General features: G+C 60.3%; 15 protein-coding genes and 1 pseudogene. 6 read left to right on the top strand and 10 right to left on the bottom strand.

The features are described from left to right. Positions 1-1,131: a molecular chaperone DnaJ gene (gene dnaJ / locus E4U03_RS04305; RefSeq protein ID WP_135011820.1), complete on the bottom strand. Its 1,131-nt coding sequence runs from the start codon at positions 1,129-1,131 to the stop codon at positions 1-3. Between the two features lie 47 nt (positions 1,132-1,178). Next, complete coding sequence (gene hrcA, locus E4U03_RS04300; RefSeq protein ID WP_135011818.1) at positions 1,179-2,171, bottom strand: heat-inducible transcriptional repressor HrcA; 993 nt, start codon at positions 2,169-2,171, stop codon at positions 1,179-1,181. A 177-nt stretch (positions 2,172-2,348) separates the two neighbouring features. Between hrcA and E4U03_RS04295 the strand changes: the two are divergent. Continuing rightward, a pseudogene (locus E4U03_RS04295) lies at positions 2,349-3,205 on the top strand (DUF3097 family protein). Between the two features lie 158 nt (positions 3,206-3,363). Continuing rightward, a complete protein-coding gene (locus tag E4U03_RS04290) occupies positions 3,364-3,780 on the top strand; it encodes a DUF4870 domain-containing protein (RefSeq protein WP_135011816.1) in 417 nt (138 codons plus the stop codon). Positions 3,781-3,868: 88 nt separating this feature from the next. On the opposite strand, the gene hemW is transcribed toward E4U03_RS04290, so the two are convergent. Beyond that, positions 3,869-5,119 carry a radical SAM family heme chaperone HemW gene (gene hemW, locus E4U03_RS04285; protein WP_135011814.1) on the bottom strand — a complete coding sequence of 417 codons (1,251 nt, stop codon included), beginning with the start codon at positions 5,117-5,119 and terminating at the stop codon, positions 3,869-3,871. Next, a complete protein-coding gene (lepA, locus tag E4U03_RS04280) occupies positions 5,119-6,975 on the bottom strand; it encodes a translation elongation factor 4 (RefSeq protein WP_135011812.1) in 1,857 nt (618 codons plus the stop codon). The genes hemW and lepA overlap by 1 nt, the downstream gene beginning before the upstream one ends. Before the next feature lie 143 nt (positions 6,976-7,118). Between lepA and E4U03_RS04275 the strand changes: the two genes are divergently transcribed. Both E4U03_RS04275 and rpsT read left to right on the top strand, forming a co-directional pair. After that, complete coding sequence (locus E4U03_RS04275) at positions 7,119-7,646, top strand: type II toxin-antitoxin system PemK/MazF family toxin (RefSeq protein ID WP_135011810.1); 528 nt, start codon at positions 7,119-7,121, stop codon at positions 7,644-7,646. A gap of 257 nt (positions 7,647-7,903) precedes the next feature. Beyond that, on the top strand, positions 7,904-8,167 hold the full coding sequence (gene rpsT / locus E4U03_RS04270; RefSeq protein WP_135011808.1) for a 30S ribosomal protein S20: 264 nt from the start codon (positions 7,904-7,906) through the stop codon (positions 8,165-8,167). Positions 8,168-8,268: 101 nt separating this feature from the next. Here the strand turns inward: rpsT and holA are convergent, their stop codons facing one another. The 6 genes from holA to leuS form a co-directional block, all read right to left on the bottom strand. Then, positions 8,269-9,276, bottom strand: a complete 1,008-nt coding sequence (holA, locus tag E4U03_RS04265; protein ID WP_135011806.1) for a DNA polymerase III subunit delta — start codon at positions 9,274-9,276, stop codon at positions 8,269-8,271. A gap of 54 nt (positions 9,277-9,330) precedes the next feature. Continuing rightward, positions 9,331-10,260 (bottom strand): ComEC/Rec2 family competence protein, encoded by a 930-nt coding sequence (locus E4U03_RS04260; RefSeq protein ID WP_167752279.1) that lies wholly within the window; start codon positions 10,258-10,260, stop codon positions 9,331-9,333. Then, on the bottom strand, positions 10,257-11,237 hold the full coding sequence (locus tag E4U03_RS12760) for a ComEC/Rec2 family competence protein (protein ID WP_167752277.1): 981 nt from the start codon (positions 11,235-11,237) through the stop codon (positions 10,257-10,259). Before E4U03_RS12760 ends, E4U03_RS04260 begins: the two co-directional genes overlap by 4 nt. A gap of 608 nt (positions 11,238-11,845) precedes the next feature. Next, positions 11,846-12,304: a ComEA family DNA-binding protein gene (locus tag E4U03_RS04250; RefSeq protein WP_209304116.1), complete on the bottom strand. Its 459-nt coding sequence runs from the start codon at positions 12,302-12,304 to the stop codon at positions 11,846-11,848. 631 nt (positions 12,305-12,935) lie between these two features. Beyond that, a complete protein-coding gene (locus E4U03_RS04245) occupies positions 12,936-13,844 on the bottom strand; it encodes a DegV family protein (RefSeq protein WP_135011798.1) in 909 nt (302 codons plus the stop codon). 125 nt (positions 13,845-13,969) lie between these two features. After that, the gene (gene leuS / locus E4U03_RS04240; RefSeq protein WP_135011876.1) at positions 13,970-16,408 is read right to left on the bottom strand and encodes a leucine--tRNA ligase; all 2,439 of its coding nucleotides are present in this window, start codon (positions 16,406-16,408) and stop codon (positions 13,970-13,972) included. 233 nt (positions 16,409-16,641) lie between these two features. Here leuS and E4U03_RS04235 point away from each other — a divergent pair, with 233 nt between their 5' ends. Continuing rightward, positions 16,642-17,559, top strand: coding sequence for an alpha/beta fold hydrolase (locus E4U03_RS04235; RefSeq protein WP_135011796.1), 918 nt, complete (start codon positions 16,642-16,644; stop codon positions 17,557-17,559). Position 17,560: 1 nt separating this feature from the next. Further along, positions 17,561-18,673: a glycosyltransferase family 4 protein gene (locus E4U03_RS04230; protein ID WP_135011794.1), complete on the top strand. Its 1,113-nt coding sequence runs from the start codon at positions 17,561-17,563 to the stop codon at positions 18,671-18,673. The last annotated feature ends 28 nt before the right edge of the window (positions 18,674-18,701 follow it).

The raw sequence follows: 18,701 nt of genomic DNA, 5'->3' as shown, positions 1-18,701 counted from the left end.
CTATTTAAGGTGGTCTTTGAGGCGAGAGAAGAAGCCGCCCTGCTTGTGGGTGACGGTTTCGCTGACCTGCAAGTCCTCGCCGCGAAGTTCGGAGAACTGCTTGAGCAGGTTCTTCTGCTCCTCGGTGATGTCGGTGGGGGTACGTACCTCAATCTGCACACGGATATCGCCACGGCCGCCGCCGCGCAGGTGGGTGACGCCCAGATCCTTGAGAGTGACTACGTCGCCTGACTGGGTTCCGGTGGGAATCTGTACCTGCTGGGGGCCGTCGAAGGTATCGAGAGTGATGGTGGTGCCCAGGGCTGCTGCGGTCATGGGCACACCTACGGTGGCTACCAGGTCATCGCCGTCCCGGCTGAAGGTGGGGTCGGGATTGACGCGCAGCTCAACGTAGAGGTCGCCGTTGGGGCCGCCTGCGGTACCGGCTTCACCCTGACCTGCCAGGCGGATGCGGGCGCCGTTGGTGACGCCGGCAGGAATTTTGATGGTGAGGGGCTTGCGTTCCCGCACGCGGCCTTCGCCGTAGCATTCAGCGCAGGGGTGCTTGATGACGGTGCCGAACCCGCGGCAGGTGGGGCACTCAACGGGCTGCACGACGGTGCCCAGAATTGACTGGACCTGGCGCTGCATGTAGCCCTGGCCGTGGCAGGTGTCGCAGGTTTCGGGGTGGGTACCTTCAGCGGTGCCTTCGCCCTTGCAGAGGTCACAGGTAACGGCGGTATCAACGGTGATGGGCTTGTTGGTGCCGAAGACGGCATCTTTGAGGTCAATCTTGACGCTGATGAGGGCGTCCTGACCCTGGCGGACGCGGCTCTGGGGGCCGCGCGGGGCAGAGTTGAAGAAGGTGTCGAAGATGTCTTGGAAGCCGCCAAAGCCCCCGCCGAAGCCGCCTGCTCCTGTACCGAAGCCACCGGCGGTGCCGTTTTCGTTACCGGTCTGGTCGTAGATGCGACGCTTTTCAGGGTCAGAGAGCACATCGTGGGCGAGGGAGACGCGCTTGAACTCCTCGGCAGCTTCTTCCGAAGGGTTGATGTCGGGGTGCAACTGGCGGGCCTTCTTGCGGTAGGCCTTCTTGATTTCTTCGGGGCTGGCATCGCGTGAGACGCCGAGGGTTTCGTAGTGACTGCTCACTGGTTCTCTCTTTCGATGGGCTGGTTTTAAAGGGGGTAGGCGCAGGGCTAGGCCTGGCCCAAAATCTTGGATAGGTAGCGGGCTACGGCGTTGACCTTGGAGACGGTGCTGGTGTAGTCCATGCGGGTGGGGCCAACGACTCCCACGTGGGCAGCTCCCCCGGGCCCGTAGCTACTGGCGACGACGGAGGTTTCGGCCAGGGATTCTCTGCGGTTCTCAGAGCCGATACTCACGGTAAATCCGCGTTCATCGTGGTCTAGGTCGGTGAGTAACTTCAGCAGCACAACCTGCTCTTCTAGGGCATCGAGCACCGGGGCGATGCTGCCTCTAAAATCTACGGTCGAGGCGGCAAGGTAGGAGGTGCCTGCAATCAGCACCTGCGATGAGGCCCCCTGGGCCGCGAGCAGGCGCAGGGCCTCGGTGAGGGTGCTGAGCAGGTTATTGCCGGGGGCGGACGCCGGTGCTGCGGCTATGCTGTCGAGCGTACGGTTGACGTAGAGGTCAAGGAGCTGCTGGCGGGCTACTGCAAGCTTTTCGGGGCTGTGAGCAAGGGTAAGGGTGCGCTGATTTACCTGGCCAGAGTCGGTGATAAGGATCAGCAGAACCGTGGTGCTAGAGAGGGAGACCAGCTCGATATGGCGCACGCTGGTAGCCGGGCCGGTGGGGTACTGCACCATAGCTACCTGGTGGGTGAGTGATGAGAGCATACGCACGCTGGTCTTCATCATTTCATCAACGCTTTCGGCGCTATCGAGCAGGGTGTGAATTGCCCGTTTTTCAGCGTCAGAGAGGGGCTGTAGGGACGATATCTGATCAACGAAAAGGCGGTAGCCCCGGTCGGTGGGGACCCGCCCGGCGCTGGCGTGGGGGGCCTGGATCAGGCCTTGCTCTTCGAGGGCCGCCATATCGTTGCGGACGGTGGCGCTTGAGACCCCCAGCTGGTGCCGCTCGAGCAGAGTTTTGGACCCCACGGGCTCACGGGTGTGCACGTATTCTTCGACGATGGCTTGCAGAACTTGCAAGCGTCTCGGGTGGTTCATGGCACCTCCTGGGCTTATAGGTCTTCGTTTGGTGGGCGAAGAGGTCTGCGGGGCTAGGTTAGCACTTGATGACCTTGAGTGCTAAGTTACCCGTTAACTTTAATACCACTGAACTAGAATCATAACTCGGTACGCTAACGGCTAATGCCCCTGGATGAGAGAGTGAGAGACGCACCGATGGACTACCGCGATACCTGGGGTCAGGCTGACCTCACCTCCCACCGCCCTGCCCTGCCCAAGGTGCCTCTTGCCCCCGGTATGGTGTTAGAGGACGCCGCCACCGGCTTTGTGGGGGCGGCAGTGACTCTGCGGGCTACGGCGTCCGGTCCCCAGGTGGGCCTTGAAGACCGGCGAGGCCGTGTGAAGTTCTTCCCCTTGGGCCCGGGCTTCCTGCTGAGGGCCGCAGTATTAACCTGATCAAGCCTCAGCAGAAGCCTAAGACTGCTACTCGGCAGGTTTCTCGGTCGGGGTCGGTTGCGGTGGAGAACGCTCCGGCGCGGACGGCCAGGGCCAGCCGTATCTGGGTGGAGGGCGTGCACGATGCTGAGCTCATTGAAAAGGTCTGGGGCCACGATTTACGGGTTGAGGGTATCGTGGTGGAACCCCTGCACGGGGTCGACAATCTCGCCGCAGCTGTTGCAGGTTTTGGCCCGGCCGCCCACCGCAAACTCGGAATTCTGGTAGACCACCTGGTGGCAGGAAGTAAGGAAGAGCGCATCGCGCAAGAAGCCATGGCCGTGGTAGGTGCCCGCGAAAACGTGCTGATTGTGGGCCACCCCTTTGTGGATATCTGGCAGGCCGTCAAGCCCCAGGTGTTAGGCCTGCAGGCCTGGCCCGAAGTTCCCCGCGGGGAAGACTGGAAGAGCGGCATACTGCGGCGTTTCGGCCGGGCGGCAGAGACCCCCGAGGATGTCCGCGCCGGCTGGGATTCCATTCTCAAGAGGGTCAACTCCTACACCGACCTTGAACCAAGTCTCTTAGGGCCGGTAGAACACCTCATTGACTTCGTCACCCTTGATGGGCCAGCAGGCTAGAGCGGGTACAGCCGGTGTGATAAATATCGTCCTGCTCTCCCATAAATTCGTAGGCTTCACATATACCGCCCTCCCCCGGCTTTGACTAAAATTGTGACTGATGGGCTTAAAAGCCTGCGCATCACTCATTCGCCCTTCAACCTCAAAGAGAAGAATTCTTGAAGACCGCATCAGCACCTTCCTCGACCGCCTACAAGGGGTCACCTGCAACCGCTGCACACCTGTCTGTTAGCGCAGACCGCAATATCGCAACCGCTGCACACTTTGGGGGCGTGCTAGGTTGTATTCCCGCGGCCGTCATCTACTACCTCTACCGAGGCCGTGGCCCCTTCACCGAGCAGGAATCTCGTGAAGCTCTCGACTTCACCCTGCTGCCCACTCTGGTTCTGGCCGTCTCTATTATGCTCAGCAACATTCCGGCTATCGGCTGGCTCTTCGGTCTAATCGCTGCCCTGGCCTGGACCTACCTGGCTATCTCAGCTCTAATCGCCGGTGTAAAGGTAACCCGCGGCAACCCCTACCAGTACAAGGGCAATATCCGTCTTTTCAGCAAGCTCACTCGCCGCGGTAAGTAGGTACCCGGGCTGCTAGAACATGAAGGGGACGGTCTGACTCAGCTGAGTCAGACCGCCCCCTTCGTTTCCCCTGGCAGGGCGAGAGTAGTTAGCTGTCGATATCGGGGAGGAGCTCCCGGGTCACCGCGTCGCCCAGCAGGCGCCCCTGGAGGGTGAGCTGCACGCGTCCGCCCGCTCTCGCCTCGGGGTCAATCAAACCCTGCCCCTCAAGCCAGTCCAGGGACGCCCCGATTCGGGCAGCATCGCTACCCTCCAGCAGACGGGAAATGTCTAGGCCGTCAATGACTCTGACCTGCAGCATGATGTCCTCAAACCTACGTGTCTGCTCCCCCAAAACCTCGCGGGCAGCAGCCGGGCTTTGGCCAGCCCGGACTCGGTTGGCATAGGGTACAGGGTGTTTGAGGTTCCACCAGCGGGTACCGTTTACATGCGAGTGGGCGCCGGGGCCAATTCCCCACCAGTCCTGGTTGCGCCAGTAGGCATAGTTATGGCGGGAACGATACTCCGGTGACTTGGCGTAGTTCGACACCTCATACCAGTGGTAGCCAGCCTCATTGAAGATCTGCTCAGCCAGCAGGTACATATCCGCCATCAGGTCTTCGTCGGGCATGATGTAATCGCCCCGCCGAATCTGGGCAGCCAGCTTGGTACCCTCTTCAACGATGAGCGAATAGGCAGAAATATGGTCGGGGGCATACGACACCGCTGCCCGCACCGACTGCTCCCACTGTGCTAGGCTCTCCCCCGGTGACCCGTAAATCAGGTCAACCGATACTTGCAGCCCAACCTCTTTAGCCCAGGCGACCACCTTGGGAACATTCGCCGGAGTGTGGGTGCGGTCGAGCACCTCAAGCACCTCAGGTACTACCGACTGCATACCGAAGGAGACCCGGGTAAAGCCACCGGCCTTCAGCACCTCAAGGTCCTCGCGGGTCACCGAGTCGGGATTAGCCTCGGTCGTTACCTCAGCCCCCTCTTCTACACCAAATAGCTCAACCGCTTCGCGCAGAATCTTCACAAGGTCAGCTGCAGGCAGCTTGGTAGGGGTGCCCCCACCAAAAAAAACAGAGTAGAGCGGGCGGTCAGCGACACCCGACTCTCGCAAAACCTGCCGGGCAAAGCGCAACTCGGCGATGGCGTCCTCGGCATAGGTGCCCAAACCGACCCCATTACCGAAATCCTCGGTGGCGTAGGTATTGAAGTCGCAGTAGCCACACCGTACTGAGCAAAACGGCACGTGTACGTAGAGAGAAAAATCGCGCTCAACGCCGTGGACGGCAGAATCAGCGGGGATTCTGCCGTCCAAGGGGGCCGGAACGCCCAGAGGCTGGGCTGGCATTACTTCTTGCCCTTGTCTTTACCTTCTTCACCGGAAGACAGGGCTGCGATGAAGGCTTCCTGGGGAACCTCAACACGGCCCACCATCTTCATACGCTTCTTACCTTCCTTCTGCTTCTCCAGCAGCTTACGCTTACGCGAAATATCGCCACCGTAGCACTTAGACAGAACGTCCTTACGCATAGCGCGGATATTCTCACGGGCAATAATGCGAGAGCCAATAGCAGCCTGAATCGGCACCTCGAACTGCTGACGAGGAATCAGCTCGCGCAGCTTGCCGGTCATCATCAGGCCGTAGGAGTAGGCCTTATCGCGGTGGGTAATGGCCGAGAAAGCATCAACCTTCTCACCCTGCAACAGAATATCGACCTTGACCAGATCGGCTTCTTCCTCACCGTCAAACTTCCAGTCCAGAGAAGCATAACCGCGGGTCTTGGACTTGAGCTGGTCGAAGAAGTCAAAGACAATTTCGGCCAGGGGCAGGCGGTAGCGCAGTTCCACGCGATCCTGGGAAAGGTAGTCCATGCCGCCCATGGTGCCGCGGCGGGACTGGCACAGCTCCATAATCGCGCCCACAAACTCGTTCGGGGCAATGATGGTGCAGGCCACCATAGGTTCGCGAATGGTAGCTACCTTACCCTCGGGGAACTCGGAAGGGTTGGTCACGCGCTGGGCGGTGCCGTCCTCAGCCACCACATCGTAGATAACGTTGGGGGCAGTAGAAATCAGGTCGAGGTTGAACTCGCGTTCCAGGCGCTCACGCACAATTTCAAGGTGGAGCAGGCCCAGGAAGCCACAGCGGAAACCAAAGCCCAGAGCAGCAGAGGTCTCAGGCTCGTAAATCAATGCTGCGTCGTTGAGCTGCAGCTTATCGAGGGCGTCACGCAGGGCCGGGTAGTCAGAGCCGTCAATCGGGAAGAGGCCCGAGAAAACCATGGGCTTGGGGTCCTCATAGCCACCCAGCTCTTCTGCGGCAGGCTTGTGGGCACCGGTGACGGTATCACCCACACGGGACAGGCGGACGTCCTTCACGCCGGTAATCAGGTAGCCTACCTCGCCCACGCCCAGGCCGTCAGTCGGCTTGGGCTCGGGAGAAATCACACCGATTTCCAGCAGGTCATGCTCGGCGCCGGTAGACATCATCTTAATCTTCTGGCGGGGTTCCAGCCTGCCGTCCACCACACGAACGTAGGTGACCACACCGCGGTAGGAGTCGTAGACAGAGTCAAAAATCATGGCGCGAGCAGGGGCATCAGCCTGGCCCTCGGGCGCGGGCAGCAGCTCAACGATGCGATCAAGCAGCTCGGGTACACCCTCACCGGTCTTACCCGAAACCCGCAGCACATCCTCAGGCTCAACACCAATCAGGTTAGCCAGTTCCTCGGCATACTTATCGGGCTGGGCAGCCGGAAGGTCAATCTTGTTGAGCACCGGAATAATGGTCAGGTCATTTTCCATAGCCAGGTAGAGGTTAGCTAGGGTCTGAGCCTCAATACCCTGAGCAGCATCAACCAGCAGCAGGGCACCCTCACACGCAGCCAAAGAACGGGAGACCTCGTAGGTGAAGTCTACGTGACCGGGGGTGTCAATCATGTTCAGGGCATAGTTGACGCCGTCCACCTCCCAGGGCATACGAACAGCCTGGGACTTAATAGTGATACCGCGCTCACGCTCGATATCCATGCGGTCAAGGTACTGGGCCTTCATCTCGCGCGGAGTAACCACGCCGGTGGCCTGCAGCATGCGGTCCGCCAGGGTGGACTTACCGTGGTCAATATGCGCAATGATGCAAAAGTTACGGATAACGGAAGGGTCAGTGGCCGCCGGTTTGGGCGGGTTGGTCGCCAAGGGTGACACGTGTGTTGGGTCCTTTCACGACTCTCAGAAAGCTCATGGGAGCCTACCGGGTCTCTGACGGTAGAAATCAGTTAACCAGTTTCTCACATTTAGCAGGTGCGTGTCTGCTCGCGCGCCGAGGAGCAGCGATTATTGTAGTGACCATGAAGATCAACATGCGAACCATCCAGCAGGCACTGAACATTGGCCAGCGCATCTACCGGGAATGGAACAAGTACCAGAACCAGAAGAATAAGCAGCAGGGCACCGGCTCCCGCCCCTCTACCGGAAGCTGGAAACAGGGAGGCTACCCCGGCGACTACTTCGGCTCGGTAGCCTTTGATTACTCCCCCGCTCTCGACGGCGACGCAGACCCCGGCGAAGTCGTCTGGGCCTGGGTCCCCTTCGAAGAGGACTACAGTCAGGGCAAGGACCGCCCTGTCCTGGTCATCGGACGCTCCGGTTCTTACCTTCTGGGGCTGATGCTCACCAGCAAGGACCACTCCAACTCCCGCACCGCCGACCCCAACTACCTAGACATCGGCGCAGGCGTATGGGACAAGGAAGGACGCGACTCCGAGGTCAAACTCAACCGGGTAATCCAGCTCAACCCGAACGGTATCCGCCGCGAGGGGGCCATCATGGACCGGGCAACCTTCGACCTCATCGCCGAAGCCTACCGCCGTCGCTAAGAGACTTACCTCAAAGGGGTTACACAGGCTCGCGCTCGCTACGAGCCTGCTCCACCTAACCTGGCAGAGCCTAAGAAAAATTGTTGCTTATATCTCTGCCCTAAGCTGGGGCGGAGCTGATAAAGTTAACCCTTGTGTGTCCGATGGTCATCGGGCACTGCTGACTGGTTGCCATAGGCATCCCCACGCCGCTCAGTCGATGACCGGTCAGCGCAGCCCTCACCGACCAATTAGACAAAAACAGAAAGTTTTTAATCGTGGCTAACATCAAGTCCCAGAAGAAGCGCATCCTCACCAACGAGAAGGCTCGTCTGCGCAACAACGCAATCAAGTCAGATCTCAAGACCTCCATCCGTAAGGTCAACGAGGCAGTTGAAGCTCAGAACGTTGAAGCAGCAACTGAAGCTCTTCGTGCTGCGAACCGCAAGCTGGACAAGGCTGTTTCTAAGGGTGTTCTGCACAAGAAGAACGCAGCTAACAAGAAGTCCGGTCTGACCGTTCTCGTCAACAAGCTTTCCTAAGTTCTATATTCCGGCCCCTCTAGCCGGCGTCTAAGAGCGAAGTGACGCAAGGCCCCGCTCCCTTTCATGGGAGTGGGGCCTTGTGCTTTCTTGCCCTGTTGCTAGTGGGTGCGGGAGGCCTGGGAAATAGCCAGGACGGCTTTTTCTAGGGGGTAGAAAGAGTCAAGATTCTCGCCCTTGAGCTGGGCATCGGTATCGGCCAGCAGGGCAAGGACGCGGGCCAGGTCGGCAGGCGCATACCTGCGAGAATCCCGCTGGGCAGCTTCTACCTGCCAGGGAGCCATCTTAAGGTCGCCCGCCAGCTGGTTGGAGTTACCGCGCACCCCGTGCACTTTGGCAATGTTACGCATGCGGGCGGCCAGAGCACCCAGGATGGGGATAGGGTCGCTCCCGGTATCGATCGCCTGGCGGAGCAATTTAATGGCTTCCCTGCTGTTGCCAGCTACCGCAGCATCGCCCACTTTAAAGGCGGTGACCTCGATGCGGCCGCCAAAGTAGCGGTCGATGGTGTCTACAGTGATGGTACCCGGCTCATCTGCAATGAGCTGGCGGGCAGCCGAGGCTAGTTCTGAGATATCACTGGTTGCTGCCGCAAGAGCTGCCGCTGCGGGCGGGTCAATAGAGCGCTGGGCTGAGCGGAACTCATAAATAACGAAGTCCAGCCGGTCGCGTTCATTCTTAAGGGCCTTACACTCGACCACCGGGTAGGACTTATTCGCCTTGATGGTATCTATGAGCTTTTTACCCCTGTTACCGCCTGCATGGTGCAGTACCACCAGGGTGGAGTCGTGGGGCGCAGCGGCATAGGCAAGAGCGTCCTGCAAGAAGGCGTCGCTCATGGAGGCCACCTGGGTGACCTCCATAATTTTGGGTTCGTCGAAGAGGGAGGGGCTGGCAAGGACGTCTAGCTGCCCGGCCCGGTAATCTTTGGCCGAGAGGCTGGTGAGTTCGTAGCTGCCGTGGGCCTCTCCAAAGAGCTGGCGGAGCCGCTGGGTAGCCCGGGAGGCAAAGTATTCTTCGGGGCCGTAGAGCAAAATGAGCGGTGCAAGCGGAACCGATCGCCAGCCGTTATCTGGCCCAGCTGAGCGGTTGCGGGGTGTGCGTGCCATGTATCCTCCTTGGGTGCCTTTCTATCTTGTCAGATAAAGCGGTTTTGTGCAGGTTTAGCCCGAGGCGGTCACCTCAATCCCCCGGTCACTGGTGGTCAGCGCCAGATGCCCCGAAAGGTCTGTGCGGGCAGCGGAGATAGAACGTTGGTTCAGGAAACTCAAAATATCCTCGTGCGGGTGTCCATAACTGTTACCGGCTCCCACAGGGATGAGCGCTAGGGAGGGGCTGGCTGCGATAATGAGGTCGGTGCCGCTGCCCGCCGAGCCGTGGTGGGCAATTTTAAGGACGTCGGTCGGCATCTGACCCGCCGATTCGGCAAGAAGCCGGTGGACGGCGTCCGCTTCAAGATCCCCCGTGGTAAGCACGGTCAGCGGCCTCTGGCCGGTCTCCCTGGCAGGCAGGGACCAGTGTATGACGAGGGAAGTGTTGTTGATCCAGCTAGAGGAGCCGGTTGCGCCGGGAATTCGCTGGGCCTGCTCCGGGGGCCAGAGCACCCGACCCAGAGGCTGACCGGCTGCCTCGTGCCGCTCTGCGGTAACGGACTCTGCGGGGAAGGCCGAGCCCGCAGCAAGCCGATAGGCAGCTGTTCCTTGCGTGACCGGGGTCTGCTCCCCCTGTCTGCTGTAATGGGGCGACGTCACCAGCGTCGGCTGGGCGAAGTCACTTTGAACCTGTTGTAGTGCCCCATCGTGGTCGCTATGGGCATGGGTTATGAGCACAGCTTCCAGCTGGTCTACCCCGGCCCAGTCTAGGCAGGACTTAAGAGCCGAGTAATCGTCGCCAGTATCGAGAAGGTAGGCCGATCGTTGGCCGGTGCGGATTAGGTGGGCGTCCCCCTGGCCTACATCGCAGGTAATCCATTGCCAGTGGTCAGGGGCCCGGTGAGAAGCCAGCCAACGGTCGTGCAGCAGGAAAACCGCTAAACCTATCACGAGCACTAGGAGGGACAGATTGACGAGGCTTTTATTTCTCCTGCGGTTCACGGCCTGCCCCCTAACAGTCGAGGCAAGCGAGCCTGGGGCAGGGAGCTGAGAGACCTGTCTGCTGAGAGAACCAGCCAGCTAATACCTACAACGGCCAGTAGGGTCAACCCTAGAGTGAGCGGTGAAAGCGCAAGAGATAGCTGGCTTGCAGGTAGCTTGTAGCACCAGGCAGCAACCGCTAGCAGCCCCTGGGTAAGAAGGCCACCGAGATTCAAAAGGGCATCGAGCAGGGGGTTGGCTAGCCCCAGGGCGTAGCCGATAAGGGCTAGTAACCCCAGCACGGTAATGGGTGCTACAAAAGGGGCGGCCAGAAGATTAGCTAGGACCGTATAGGGGTAGATGGACTCAGAAAGTATCAGGATAACCGGTGCGCACCAGAGGCTAGCTGCACAGGGTAGGGCCACCAGATCAGCAAGCAGAAGGGGCACCACCCTGCTGAGAAGACGCGAGATCGCCGGTGCCAGTATCAGGAGCGAAGCTGTAGCCACGACCGAGAGAATAAAGCCGTAGTGGGTGGCAAGGGGCGGCGCTGCCAGAACTAGAGCCATCACGCAGATTGAGAGAAAAGCCAGACGGTAGGCTCCGTGGCCGAGAATCAGACCTAGAGCTCCCAGCAGGCCCATCGTCCAGGCTCTGAGTACCGAACCGTCAAGCCCTACCAGCAGGACGTAGGCTGATGATGCGGCCACTCCGACTGCTATGAGGGCAGGGCGCCGAGGCCACAGCGGGTAGAGCAGACGGTAGGCGACGACAAAAATCAGAGTAATGTTGGCCCCCGAAACAGCTGTCAGGTGCGTTAGACCGGCCACCCTCAAAGATGAAAGAGCCGGTGCAGGCAGTGAACAATCATCGCCGTAGGCCATACCCAGGAGCAGGCCAGCCCGTTCGGCGCCCAGGTGGTCCACGGCCCTATCGCGCAACCCGCTCTTAAGTTCGAAGAGAGGGGCTACAGAAGCCGGTTGCTCCAGTAGGCTCACGGCTCCCTGCAAACGGTAGTAGGTTCCGCTGACCTTCAATTCCCCCACCGCGCTGACAGTGCTCCCCGGAATAAAAAGTTTATCTGTATAGACGCTGAGCGGTACCCGCTGGGCCCAGGTCCTTGAAGCCTGTCTCATCTCCACGGTTTCTACCTGCAACCTATACCCACCCGTTAGAGCAGGTCGGGCCTCAGTTACTTCGGCCGTCACTCGTATTCCCTGCCCGTTCAGAGCCTGCATCAGCTCCCACTGGTGAGGGTAGCCCCTGGCCTGAAGAGCAACAGTCTGTAAGGCAGCGAGCAAACAGGTTAGCGCCAGAGTATATGACACAAAGACCGGTGCCTGGGTCGGTGGACCTTTCACCTTCGCAATACTTTTCCGAACTAAAAGCTGGGCGCCGCACCACGAGCCCAGAGCAAGGCAAGCGAGTAGGACCCCAGCCCAGAGCGCCCACCGGGATCCGGCAAGAATCCACAGGGCGGTAAAACACCAGAGCCCCACAGCAGGCACCACAAGACGGGCATCGGTCAGACGCGGTTGCACCCGCAGATGTTCGGCTCGTTCGGCCTGTGCCTGCTGCCAGCTCCGCCCAGCAGCCAGTACCCTTTTCATACCGTCACCAACGGGCGGAGAGCTTCAAGAGTAGCTGGCCCAATGCCCGAAACCTGGTCCAGCTCATCTACCGAGCTGAAACCCCCGTACTGCTCCCGCCAGCTAATAATCGATGCAGCCAGCACAGGGCCGACCTTCGGCAGGGTCTGAAGCTCCTCTGCGCTTGCCGTATTGATATTCACTAGCCCGGCGGCGTCCGTACCCCGATCTGTACCGAGACCCGTACCCGCTAGACTATGAGCGGCCTCGGAGCCACCCGCCGAACTAGGTGGTTCCTCGCCCTGTACCGGAATATAGATTTGGCTCCCGTCACTGGCCGGGGCTGCCAGGTTAATCGCCGACGTATCAGCATCGTCCCTAAGCCCACCGGCAGCTGTGACCGCATCATTCACCCGGCTCTCAGAACCTAGCTCGTAGACTCCCGGAGTCTGCACCGCGCCGGCAACATGAACCACCACAGGCGCACCTCCCCCCGTGCGTCTCCGCTGAAGTAGCAGCCGCCCCGGTGCTCAGCCCCTGCCCAGCCTCGTCGTCCGGCACCACGGCACCCTCAGAAGGAGCCACAGGAACCGCCGACACAGACGAGCCGCCACCAGAAAACACCACAGGCCACAGAGCAACAAGACCCAAGACAAGGGCAAGAATCACCAGCGCACCCGTAGGCACCCGCCACCGGGTCACCGAAGCCTGTGGGCCAAGACCGGGAGCCTCCGAACCGGAAGACGCCAAAGCACGCTCAAGAAGCGCCCGATGGCGGGGACTCCGGGAGGTGCTCGCAGGATCAGGGCCGTGGCGCCTGCTACGCAAGAGATAATCGGTCTGACTCGGCTGACCTGTATAGACATCGGCAGGTTCAGTTGAAACAGACGGTAGGGTATCAGCGGGGTACCTAGAGTTCTGAGACATGGCCCCAGGCTAAGAGCTTCCGACGATTTAGACCAAGTCCGACGGCACCTGTGGATAAAGCCCCTCCCACCAGCCTGCGGAAATTAGCCCCAGAAACCTCGCAGGTGGTGCACCCGAGTCACAAGATGACGCGACCCAAGCCCCTATCCACAGGGCCTCTGCACCATCTTGAACATAACTCTAGAAAATAACGGCTGCCAGGGCCCCTAAGCCCGCATGGGCAGAGAGCACCGGGGGCAGGGGCGTTAGCACGGCCCCAGAGGCGATAGACCCCAGAGTCTGTTTAAACTCCCGCGCCTGCTCCTCATTACCACTGTAATGGATGGCAACCACCTGCCCCTGGCGCCTAAGCAGGTTGGCTGACTCCCTATCCTTCAGCGGCACATCTAGCGGTAATTCACCGGCCCGCTCGGCGCTGGCCTGTTCGGTCAAAGCCGCAAGCCGTTCAATCGCCTTAGCTGTAGTGCGGGGGCGCTCAACGTAGTGCAGTTTGCCATCAAGCACGGTAGCTACAGGCCGAATCTGAAACATCTGGCCCACCATAGCTAAAGCGGGGCTGACGCGTCCGCCCCGCTTAAGAGCGTCCAGGGTAGGAATAAAGAAAAAGAGCTCGGTAGAAGCACAGAGCTCCTCGGCCAGAGCGGTGGCCTGCTCTAAGTCCTGCTCTCGGGCAAGGAGGCGGTGCAGGCGGAGCACAGGCTCACCCAGCCCCATCGCCAGGTTGAGCGAGTCAACCACCACCACCGGCACATCGACCAGTTGCGCCGCTAAACGGGCCGCATCGCAAGTACCCGACAGCTCCCCCGATAAATGAACCGAAATAATCGCAGAGTAGCCCTGGGCTGCCAGCTGTTCGTAGGCGTCCACCAGGGTACCCGGCGCAACACCGGAGGTCAGCACCTGCTCCCCCTGAACATGAGCTAAAGCGATAGCGGCATCTATCTGATCGGCCGGTAGGTCATTCAAAGCACGGTCGCCCACGGTTACCGGTAGCTCAACTAGACTAAACCCGCCTTCGGCCTTGAGGTGTTCAAGGGTAGCGGCGGGCAGGGCAGCAGATGAATCGGTGACCAGGGCTATAGAACGCACCTCACTACTCTACCTCTTAGCCAAGTGCTTGGAGTGACTCAGTCCATAGCAATCACTCAAAAGATAGAAAAATCGGGTGCCTCTCGCTACGGAAGGAGCACCCGATCATCTCTATCTAGATCTCACTAGATCACGATATTGACCAGCTTGGGGGCACGCACAATGACCTTGCGCACCTCAGCGTCGCTCAGTGCTCGCTGAACGGACTCTGACCCCAGAGCCAGGGCTTCAAGGTCGGCTTCAGAAATATCCTTGGAGACCTCCAGGCGGTCCTTGACCTTGCCCTTAACCTGCACGATTGCAGTGACGGTATCGTCCACCAGCTGGGCCGGGTCGACCTCGGGCCAGCCCGCAGTCAGTACCGGGGTATCGTGGCCGAGCAGATGCCAGGCGTCCTCTGCGGTGTAGGGGGCGTAGAGGGAGAGCAAGATGGCGATGGTCTCAGCAGCCTCGCGGACGGCCGGGTCGGCAGCACCTGCACCGGAGTCAATAACCTTGCGGGTAGCGTTGACCAGCTCCATGGTCTTGGCCACCGCAACGTTGAACTTGCCGTTCTCTACCAGGGCATCGACGTCGTGGACGGTGCGGTGCACCAGCTTGTGCAGGGCAGCGTCGCCGGTTGCGCCGTCCGCCCCCATCTCGCTGGTGACGTCCTGGGCAACGCGCCAGGCGCGGGCCAGGAACTTTTGCATACCTGCGGGGGAAACGTCGGCCCAGTCGACATCGTCCTCGGGCGGGGAGGCGAAGACCATGACGGTGCGGACGGCATCGACGCCGAACTTATCGAGCTGCTGGCCCAGGTCAACACCGTTGCCCAGGGACTTCGACATGGCTTTACCCTGGTTGAGCACCTGGCCCTGGTTCATCAGGGCCTTGAAGGGTTCAGAGTGGTCAATCAGACCCAGGTCGCGGATGACCTTGGTGAAGAAGCGGGCGTAGAGCAGGTGCAGAATCGCGTGCTCAACACCGCCGACGTACATGTCGACCTGGTTCCACTTCTTCATCTGCTCGAGATCAAAAACCGCCTCATCAAAGTTGGGTGAGACGTAGCGCAGGAAGTACCAAGAGGAATCCACGAAGGTGTCCATGGTGTCTGAGTCGCGCTTGGCGTCCTTACCGCAAACGGGGCAGGGAACGGTATTCCAGTCGGTGGCAGCTGCCAGGGGTGACTGACCCTTGGGTGCCAGGTCTTCACCGGCCAGGTTATCGGGAAGCAGGACGGGCAGCTGCTCTTCCGGAACCAGCTGTTCACCGTGCTCTTCACAGTGGATGACGGGGATGGGGCAGCCCCAGAAGCGCTGGCGGGAGAGCAGCCAGTCACGCAGGCGGAAGTTGACCTTGCCGGTGCCTACACCGTTCTCTTCAAGAATCTCAATAGCCTTTGAGATGCCGTCAGCCTTATTCAGGCCATCCAGCGGGCCGGAGTTGATGTGCACACCATCGCCGGTGGTAGCGACGCCGGTTTCTGCCGGGTCGTCCTCACAGGTGTCGAGAACGGTGATGACGGGAATGTCGAACTTGCGAGCGAAGTCCAGGTCGCGCTGGTCGTGGGCGGGAACCGCCATCAGCGCGCCGGTGCCGTAATCGGCCAGGGCGTAGTCAGAGGCCCACAGGGGCAGCTTATCGCCGGTCAGGGGGTTGATGGCATAACGGCCCAGGAAGACGCCGGTCTTCTCGCGGTCGGTGGACTGGCGGTCGATATCCGACAGAACCTTGATCTCTTCGCGGTAGGCTTCCAGGGCTTCCCGCTGGTCGTCGGTTACCAGGTCGAGGGCCAGGTCGGCGTCGGCTGCCACGATGAAGAAGGTTGCGCCGTAGAGGGTATCGGGGCGGGTGGTGAAGACGTCTACGGTGGTGGCGGGCTTGTTGCCGGCAGCCTCAACCTCAAAAGTAACTTCGGCGCCCTCGGAGCGGCCGATCCAGTTGCGCTGCATAGCCAGCACGCGGTCGGGCCAGTGGCCCTCCAGCTCCTTCATGTCGTCCAGCAGTTCCTGGGCGTAGTCGGTGATCTTGAAGTACCACTGGTTCAGAGACTTCTTGGTCACGGGGGTGTGGCAGCGTTCGCACTCGCCGTTGACAACCTGCTCGTTGGCCAGCACGGTCTGGTCCTTGGGGCACCAGTTAACCTGGGAGTACTTACGGTAGGCCAGGCCCTTCTTGTAGAACTGCTGGAAGAGCCACTGGGTCCACTTGTAGTATTCGGGGTCAGAGGTGTGCAGACGGCGGGACCAGTCGGTCATAATTCCGTAGCGCTTGAAAGAGCCGGCCTGGGTCTCGATGTTCTTGTAGGTCCACTCTTTGGGGTGGGTGTTGTTCTTGATGGCTGCGTTTTCTGCGGGCAAGCCGAAGGAGTCCCAGCCGATGGGGTGCAGCACATCGTAGCCCTTTTGCTTCCAGAAGCGGGCGGTGACGTCGCCAATGGCGAAGGCTTCGGCGTGGCCCATGTGGAGGTCGCCGGAGGGGTAGGGGAACATGTCCGCTACGTAGCGGGTTTCCTTGCCTTCTTCGTTGGTGGGTTCAAAAACCTTGGTTTCTTCCCAGTAGGGCTGCCACTTGGCTTCCATGGAGCGGAAGTCCCAGGTGGTTTCGTTCTGTTCGGTAGGTTCTACCTCAGCAGTCACCGTGTTTCCTGTCTGTCGAGTGGTGCTTGCGCTTTTTGGGCGCGCACGAGTCTGAGCTGTCAATAGTTTGCTTCCTAGTGTACCGCGCTTGAGCTTGCTTTGCCCGGTGGCAGTTTGCCCACTGAGAAGTGGGCGGTGAGGCGGTACAGTGGTGGGGGTAGAGAGAAGGAGTCACTATGTCTGCAAGCCCCCACTCGGCCGGTGTTTTTGAGCCGGTACCTCAGCAGGTTCCTGCCGGAACGCGCTACGAGGGCTGGGTTGGCGGCACCTATAGCCGCTGGTGGGTGTATGGAAAGGCGGACGCCGCTCCCCTGGTTTTGGTACACGGCTTTAGGGGCGATCACCACGGCCTAGAAATCATTGCCACCGGCCTGAAGGATTTTTGCGTTTATATCCCTGATCTGCCGGGCTTTGGTAAGACTGCCCCGATTGAGGAGGCTGAGCATGCGGTGAGCACCTATGCTGCCTGGTTGGTTGATTTCATTGAGACCGCTGTGGGCAGCCCGGTGCACCTGGTGGGCCACTCTTTTGGATCGATCGTGAGCTCTTATGCCGCCCTGGTGCGCCCCCATCTCGTACAACGTTTGACCCTGATTAACCCCATCTGCCAGCCTGCCCTTGAGGGGGACCAAAAGGTGATGAGCCGCCTGGCCGAGCTCTATTACGGTGCGGGAGCTGCCCTACCTGCTTCCCTGGGCTTTGCCCTGCTGCGCTCCCGCCTGGTGACCAGATTGAGCAGTGAGTTCATGATGAAAAATCATGACCCCGCCCTGCGCCGGTTCATCAACGGCCAGCACGATACCTACTTCGGTGCCTTTGCCTCCCGCGAGGCGGTTCTACAGGCCTATCGGGCTTCTATCAGTTCCACCGCAGCTGATTTCACCCCGGCCCTGCCGATGCCGGTCCAGCTCATTGTGGCGGAGAAGGACGACCTGGGTACCCTAGAACTCCAGCAGGCCATGGCCCGTAAACTCCAGCGGGGGCGGCTCGATATCATTCCCGAGGTCGGCCACCTGATTCACTACGAGACTCCCCTACGGGCTGCCTCCCTCATTGCTGACTTTCATTCTCAAGACCTAGAGGAGGGCAAGTAGCATGAAACTCTTTATTGATGCCCGTTATACCCGCATCGGTTTTCACGACGGGATTAGCCGCTACACCGCGTCCTTGCTCTTTGCCCTCAAGGAGCTAGCGGACGCCGGTGACCGGCGTCTGCCGGAAGGCCTGGAGCTCACCATGGTGGTGAGCGATGTACGTCAGCTTGAGATGCTCCCCAACCTGCCGTCCGTGCAAATCTGTGCGCCGACGTCCGCCCTGGAATCCACCGCCGCCCTGCAATTCAACCGCTACTCCCCCGACGTGGTCTTCTCGCCCATGCAAACCATCGGGCTGGGTGGGCTGGGCAGGCAGTTCAAGCTGATCCTGACCCTGCACGATTTGATTTACTACTCCTATCCCACGCCGCCGGGTTTCCTCCCTCCGCCGGTTCGGCTGGGTTGGAGGGTCTTCCACACCACCTACGCGCCCCAGCGCTACCTGCTGAACCGGGCGGACGCCGTCGCTACGGTCTCGCAGACCACGGCAGCTTTGATGCGGGAGCACGAGCTAACTACCAATCCCATCACGGTGATACCCAACGCCCCCCAGGCCAAGGATTTTGTGGCCCAGCAGCAGGCACTCGAATTGGCCCCGGCCCGCACCAAAGACCTAATCTACATGGGCTCCTTCATGCCCTACAAGAACGTTGAGACCCTGCTGCAGGCCATGAAGTTCCTGCCGGACTACCGCCTGCACCTACTCTCCAAGGCAGCCCCGGCGCGCCTGGAGGAACTTGCACCTCTCGCGGGAGAAAACGTTGTGTTCCACGGGGGAACCAGCGACGAAGACTACCGCCAGCTGCTAGGCACCGCGGCTGCCCTGCTGACCGCCTCGCGGGAAGAAGGCTACGGGCTGCCAGTGGTGGAGGCCCAGTCGGCGGGCTGCCCCGTGGTGCTGTCGGATATCCCAATTTTCCGGGAGATAGCCCCTTCAGCCCGCTTTGCTGAGACCTGTTCCCCCTTTGCCTTTGCGCAGGCGGTACGCGACCTAGAAGACCGGCAAGCTCAGCAGACCAGCATTGTGAACGGTCTTGCGGACGCCGCTCGCTACACCTGGGAACAGAGCGCCCTCACCCTGCTGGATCTAGCTTCTTCCCTTCATCGGCAGTAGAAGCCTAGCCGCCCCGGCACTTGCCCCC

The organism is Rothia nasimurium, assembly GCF_004569295.1.
GTDB classification, from domain to species: Bacteria; Actinomycetota; Actinomycetes; order Actinomycetales; family Micrococcaceae; genus Rothia; species Rothia nasimurium_B.
This window is presented reverse-complemented; position numbering and strand designations above follow the sequence as displayed.

Coding starts and splice junctions, on each gene's coding strand:
- hrcA (WP_135011818.1), bottom strand. CDS start 2,171: ATGAACCACCCGAGACGCTTGCAAGTTCTGCAAGCCATCGTCGAAGAA.
- hemW (WP_135011814.1), bottom strand. CDS start 5,119: ATGCCAGCCCAGCCTCTGGGCGTTCCGGCCCCCTTGGACGGCAGAATC.
- E4U03_RS04275 (WP_135011810.1), top strand. CDS start 7,119: ATGAAGATCAACATGCGAACCATCCAGCAGGCACTGAACATTGGCCAG.
- holA (WP_135011806.1), bottom strand. CDS start 9,276: ATGGCACGCACACCCCGCAACCGCTCAGCTGGGCCAGATAACGGCTGG.
- leuS (WP_135011876.1), bottom strand. CDS start 16,408: ATGGAAGCCAAGTGGCAGCCCTACTGGGAAGAAACCAAGGTTTTTGAA.
- E4U03_RS04235 (WP_135011796.1), top strand. CDS start 16,642: ATGTCTGCAAGCCCCCACTCGGCCGGTGTTTTTGAGCCGGTACCTCAG.
- E4U03_RS04230 (WP_135011794.1), top strand. CDS start 17,561: ATGAAACTCTTTATTGATGCCCGTTATACCCGCATCGGTTTTCACGAC.